This window comes from Vibrio sp. Vb1729 (assembly GCF_033338655.1).
GTDB lineage: Bacteria > Pseudomonadota > Gammaproteobacteria > Enterobacterales > Vibrionaceae > Vibrio > Vibrio alginolyticus.
In genome coordinates, this window is record NZ_JAWOTB010000030.1 from 1 (window position 1) to 6,357 (window position 6,357).

The window sequence follows — 6,357 nt, forward strand, 5'->3', positions numbered from 1 at the left end:
CAGTACTTAATCCCTTATTTTATCTCTGCGCACCCAGGCACAGAAGACGAAGACATGCTGAACCTTGCTCTGTGGCTCAAAAAGAACAACTTCGAATGTGACCAAGTACAAAACTTCTACCCTTCGCCAATGTGTAACGCAACGTCGATGTACTACTCAGAGACAAACCCTCTGAAACGCGTGAAGTACAAAAAACGTGAAGATGTACCTGTAGCAAAAGGTGAACGTCAACGTCGCCTACATAAAGCGCTGTTGCGTTACCACGATCCAGCAAACTGGCCAATGATCCGTGAAGCCCTAGTCAGTATGGGTAAAAAACATTTGATTGGTGACAAACAAGGCTGTCTCGTTCCTGCAGAAGACATTGAAGCACAAACACCTGCGCAACGTCGTAAATCTGGTCGTCACGGGGCAAACCGCTTTGCAACCAAACATACCAAAAACCAACCAGGCTTCGGTGGTCATTTGAACAAACGCTCTGAAGGCGGTTCAAAAGATGGTAAACCATCTGGTAACCGTAACGGTTCTGGCAAAGCTACAGGTGGTCAACGCCCTGCAAGCAACGGCCAACGTCCTAGCGGCAACGGTGCAAACCGCCCGGCAGGTAGCAAGCCGCAAGGCCAAGGTCGCCCACAAGGACAAGGCAAACCAGCTGGTCAACGTAAACCAAAGCGTCGCTAATTATTTAGAGCTTAAATACTAGAAAGGGCTCCAGAGTTAACTCTGGAGCCCTTTTGTTTTGTCAGCTCATTGAAGCATCACTAATAACTCAAACTTTGATTCAATCAATACAAAAAATGGTAAACACCAACCAACTTATTGGAAAAACAAACAATTATTTGATTGAAGCAAAACCATAAAAGCATAACTTATTGATTTTTAATTGCTTTATTTTGGTGCGATATTTGCGTAACAGAGTAAAACTCTTAAACATGGGCTAACGATGAATAATCCACTTCCCCCAAAAACTTCTATGTTCTGGTATGACAACAGCTATACCTATGAGGAGGCCGTTCAGGCATTTGAAAGCGATGGTACACTGAAATCGCTGAATATCGTTCCAACCACGGAATCCGATGATCTTGCTGGCTCACCCCCAGAGCGCAGTATGTTTTGGGAGGGAGAAACAAAAAAAATCGATCCGCCACCGCCGTCTGAACCAGAGCCTCTCAATTTAAAAACTGAGAAAGAAGCAACGGAAGCATCACCTGCGCACTTTATCCCAGTCCGCTATGCCATCGATCAGCTAGAAACAGAAGAGACACAACCTTTTGGTTTGCCTGAAGAATGGAAAGGCCAAGGCCCAGCCAAACTCAATACCGTTGGTTACACCCTGCGTCAACTGCGCGACGGTTGGCTGTATGTCTATGATGCAATCAACAAAAGCTTAGACGAATACGAAATCAAAGGAACGCAATTCACGCTCTATAAGTTGGGAGAATCAGAAAGCCCAAAATCAGAGCAGCGTGGGACACCACAAGATGCAAAGGCCTTCCTTACTTACGTCAACGGAAGCGTACTATCGATTTGCTTCTCTGAGCACCGCTGGACATGGCACACGTTCATGCGCGTACTTAACAATCCGAGTAATCATATCGATCGCATGCAAACCATTGTTCTGTCCTCAAACGAGAATCAGCACAACATTGCACCAATAGATAAGTTAACCCAAGTCGCTGATATTGAATCTTCTGCCGTCGATGATGGTCGCTTTGCGGATTCTGGCATCGCCACCAAAGCAGATGAAGATGGTTCTGTTTTTAAACCTGTCGCAGTCGAAAGCGATTTAACCTCTGCGATTCCAGAAGAAGAATCAGGCTACTTCGTCGCGATAAAAGATTACGCCGCAGACATTCAAGATATGTCACTGCATTTTGTTGGTGCCGCAAGCCCTTACCGCCTTTTCACTGACCAGTTTTCAAACCAGTGGAACTTGATGCAGACCGCCATGCAACTGTGTATGTTTGGTGCAAGTGACGAGATAGACATGCCAGCTAGCGTTAAGCGTAACGGCGAAGAGCTGTCGTTTTATACCGACATGGCTGACTATTATGACTCCTCTCACCAACTTGATTTGGCAGAGCAGAACAAAAGCTCAGTTCAGTCCGGCTATCCTGCTAAATTTTCCGCTGGAGCGATTGAATCACACCAACATACCCAAAGTGACATTGCTAAAGCGATACAGGACAAATATCGAATTTCTGCGAGCCGTTTTGGTAAATACGAACAATGGATAGCGACTGAACGCTGGCGTCAGCAGCTCAACTGGAAGCAAATGCTGAGCGAGATGCAAGAGCTGTCAGAACAAAAAGAAAACATGCTAACCCAAGTGGTTTCGGTCAAACGCGACTTTATCGCAGTAATGGAGTCCTTAACGCCGCATCATCTTGAAAGAACCTTCGACCTATACAGCGAAGACACACAGTACAGCTTGTATCAACTGCACAAGCAAGCGGTTGAGTCATTTACTTTGGTGATGCAAGAAGAAGACCGCCAATGGGCAGAAAGCCAATGGGAGAAACCAACCAGTTTACTCGCACTCTATGCCTCTGGGTTTAGTCGTAGTTTATTTAAAGTGATGGAGAAGAATATTACAGAGGCGCTTGATGAACAGTCGATCGTCTCAGAAAATCCTGATCCTGATAATCAGTTGATGGACCAGATATCTGATACCAGCAACCGCGTGAATATGTACTCTAAGATCATGGACTTTGTTTCCAACCCAAACACTGCGGAAACAGCTTTTCTCAAAGATATCGCCAAAGGTTTCCAAGAGCTGGATATTATTTTTAAATCTGCAATAGGTGCGCTTGCAAAAGGCGTTGTAGAGTTTGGTGTTAGCATGACCTCACAAGTATCAATTTCGCTGATGCCTGTTTTCGCTAAACCTCTGAACCGTCATAGCTATTATTTATTTGCCGTTATTGCAGAACATATGGCACACAATATGCCCGTAACAATAAAAGAAGGTTACGCTCACGATTTTAAAAAATGGAAAACACGCGTAAATGATTATCTGATTAAGCTCGAAAAAAACAATGCCATCATTGCTGACTTCCAGAAAAATAACCGCAAAGCTGACTCTAAATACACAACAGCTTTAGAAAATAGAAAGACTATTAAGAAGGCTCTCGCTGTAGCTACATTGGAGTACCCGCAGTACATTGAGTTACCTGATGATCTAACGCAAAGAACCGTCGAGCTTAGAACGCGGATCGCTATGAATAAACTCGATGATTTGAATAAACTGTTCGAGAATGCCGGTGGTCTAGGCTTTCTGGCATTAATATTTAACTGCATCGCGCTTGGTGATGCCATGAGCAGTATTCAAGACACGGGGTTAATGTCCTCAGATGAATTTTTGGATATCCAGCAAAAGTTATTTTACACAGTCAACGCTTGGACAGGTGTTCGTACAGGTAAGTTATGGGAGAAAGTGAAGGGTGAACCTAGGTTAAGGTCACATTCATATAATGTCTTAAAAAAGTTAGTGAATAGAAACGAAGATACCTTTAAAAACTTAAACCTTGATGACCTAAAGGTATTCAATAAATGGCTAGCAATCACAGGGGCTTTAGGTGCGTTAGCTTCGGGTATTGAGGCTTACCGTTCTTGGCAGAGTGCTGACAAAGTTTATAGTCAAGAAAAATATCTGCATGTAGCAAATTCCCTAGTATTAACAGCAATGTCAGCTGTCGGTATATTCCAAGTATACGGAGGGTTAACTGGACAATTTGCATTAAACTTATCCTTTGGCGGGCTTATAACGGCCGGCCTGGTTATTCTCACGATTGCATACCTAGCCATCAATTATAAGTTGAATAAGCTGAAACAAGATGATTTCCAAAAATGGTTAGATAAACTGCCTTGGGGTTATCACCCGACTCGCACTCAGTGGAGCCAATCTTCGAGCTTACCCGAAAGAGAGAAGCATAATTCAGCATTGGTTCAGCAAGCGCTGTTTGACTTACAATCTATTATTCAACAGCCTACGGTATACCATCAACCTATTGAAAAAGTACAAGCTTACCCAAGTTACACACATCGTGTGTTAATCGGTTTGGAAGTGCATATTCAACTGCCAAGGCGTGCTGCAACGAATGGTATTACGTTGAGAACTAACAGCAAGGCAACAGAAGATGATTTGATGTCAGGCTCGTGGCATCAAAACGCAGATTTAGTCACGCTACAAACTCAAGATCAAGCGAGCAAAGAATCACTGGTGTACAAAGTAACCTTGCCAATTGAAGAAGCAGATCATTACCTTACAATGCAAGTAGCTTACGATGTGGAAGATGATGCCCCTGCTAAGCGTGAGTATTGGTTCCAAAACGGCATAAAACAGAGTGCAACTTATGGCATTATTTCAGACAATATCAAACAAGACATAATTAAAAAAACACTCACCCCCGCTGTTGGCACACTAGGTTTTCAGGAGTAACCCTTGGCATATTCACCGTTTTATATCACCCCAGAAGAATTGGCGGTTTATCAAGAAGCACAAGAGCAAGAGATTCTCAAAGGGGACAATTTAACAACATGGCATAAGTATGATGTAGAAGAGCCATTTCGCTACCATTACAAGTTAACGGCTTTGCCATTTATGAGCTTCTTATTTGTAATTGTATTTTTGACACACTCAAGTGATACGCTTGTCGTGACCTTTTTTGGCCTTATCTTGTCAGTAATGATGGCCGGGATCTTTTATCTTACGATTGGCCTCGACTATCGCTATGACTATATCTTTTCTGACAAAGGCTTTGTGATGAAGAAGCGTCGCAACATGCCTAAGTGGGCGAATACCGCCACACAAGCCGTTGGCTGGATCGGTGCGGTAGTTTGCGTTTTGATGGTAGCGGTAGTTGGCCCGATGGCGTTAGCTGGATCGGGCGCTCTTATTTTATTCTCATTTGGTATGTTAAAACGCAAGCCCGATGAACCAACAGAAGTGAGAATTGGAGAGCGTGAAGATTGGTTGTTTGCCGACTACAACAAAAAGCGCAAAGTGATCCAGTTCTACTTTAAGCAGGATAAGTGTGAATATATCGATATGGAACACAACACTATTGTCCGTTCACATAGCAGATCTGATTGCTACGTATTTTTCAAAACTGAAACGGACTTAGAATCGATGGTAAATCAGTTAGCTACTGAATATAAGCTGGATTGTACAGAGGTAGATGACCACAAAAAGCTGTTTGAATCGAAGCCAGAATCAAGGCTCTTTAGTATTCCAGTTTGTAGTAGAGAATATCAAACCGAAGAGGTATTTGATTTAAGGGCGTCAAATGCCCCACTTCCTGAGCGTGAATACCTTTACAACGGCAAGTGGCAAACCGAGTCTGAAATCGAACAATCAAAATCTGAACCAACAGCAGCCAAGGTATAAACATTGGCTTATTCACCTTTTTACATCACCCCAAAAGAATTGGCGGTTTATCAAGAGGCTCAAGAGCAAAGAATCAGCTCGGTTAGCAATGTTTTACGTTGGAGTGTTGTAAACGTCGAGATGCCTTCTCGATACATTCACCTCTATTTTACTCTCGTAACCTTGTTTGTCTGTATTGCGATATTTTTTGCCTTAGCAAACTTTGACCAAAACGATGACACCATTTTCTTAGCATGTGTACTTTCATTTTGCGTGGCACTTTTTTATTTCCTAATGAGATGGGGGCTTTTAAAGCAGTACCATTATGTTTTTTCAGAAAAAGGACTTGTTGCAAAGTCTAGTAGTACCATTCCAAAATGGATGAACAATGCGAGTCAAGTAACAGGCTGGGTGGGCGCTAGCACATGTATATTAATGGTAATTCTTGTTGGTCCAATGGCTTTAGCTGGCGCTGGGGCCTTTATATTGGTTTCCTTTAAAATGCTTAAACGTCAACCAGACGAAGTAGCCGAAATTAAAGTCGGTGAGCGTGAGGATTGGCTGTTCGCCTACTACAATAAAAAGCGTAAAGTGATTCGCTTCTACCACAAGTATGACGAGTGTTCTAAATGGAACCTAGAGAAACACACCGTCTTCAGAGCTCAAACTCGTGGTGATAGCTACATATTCTTTAGGACTGTTCAAGACTTAGATGCGATGCTAGAAACCCTTTCAAACAAGTACGGTATTGAATGTATTGATTTTCCTGACCATAAAGCGTTTTTTGAAGGAAGACCTGAACCTCGAATTGAAGATATCCCTTCTCGCTGCCTTGAATTTCCAGTAGTCGATACCTTTGACCTGAGAGCTCAAAACGCCCCGCTTCCTGAATGGCAACGTATATACAACGGTAAGTGGCAAACCGAGTCTGAAATCGAACAATCAAAGTCTAAACTAACTACAGCTCTGGAGTAACCCTTGGCATATTC

Annotated in this window: 4 protein-coding genes; all 4 read left to right on the forward strand. The window is 43.0% G+C overall.

Features of this window, described 5'->3' with window-relative positions:
* Positions 1–681, forward strand: a 681-nt coding sequence (locus R7E29_RS14305; RefSeq protein ID WP_318082740.1) for a DUF3362 domain-containing protein, incomplete at its 5' end; no start/stop codon positions are given.
* Between the two features lie 262 nt (positions 682–943).
* Complete coding sequence (locus R7E29_RS14310; RefSeq protein WP_054577051.1) at positions 944–4,441, forward strand: T6SS effector BTH_I2691 family protein; 3,498 nt, start codon at positions 944–946, stop codon at positions 4,439–4,441.
* A 3-nt stretch (positions 4,442–4,444) separates the two neighbouring features.
* Positions 4,445–5,389 carry a hypothetical protein gene (locus tag R7E29_RS14315; protein ID WP_017634698.1) on the forward strand — a complete coding sequence of 315 codons (945 nt, stop codon included), beginning with the start codon at positions 4,445–4,447 and terminating at the stop codon, positions 5,387–5,389.
* 3 nt (positions 5,390–5,392) lie between these two features.
* Positions 5,393–6,343: a hypothetical protein gene (locus tag R7E29_RS14320; RefSeq protein WP_054577052.1), complete on the forward strand. Its 951-nt coding sequence runs from the start codon at positions 5,393–5,395 to the stop codon at positions 6,341–6,343.
* Positions 6,344–6,357: the final 14 nt, after the last annotated feature.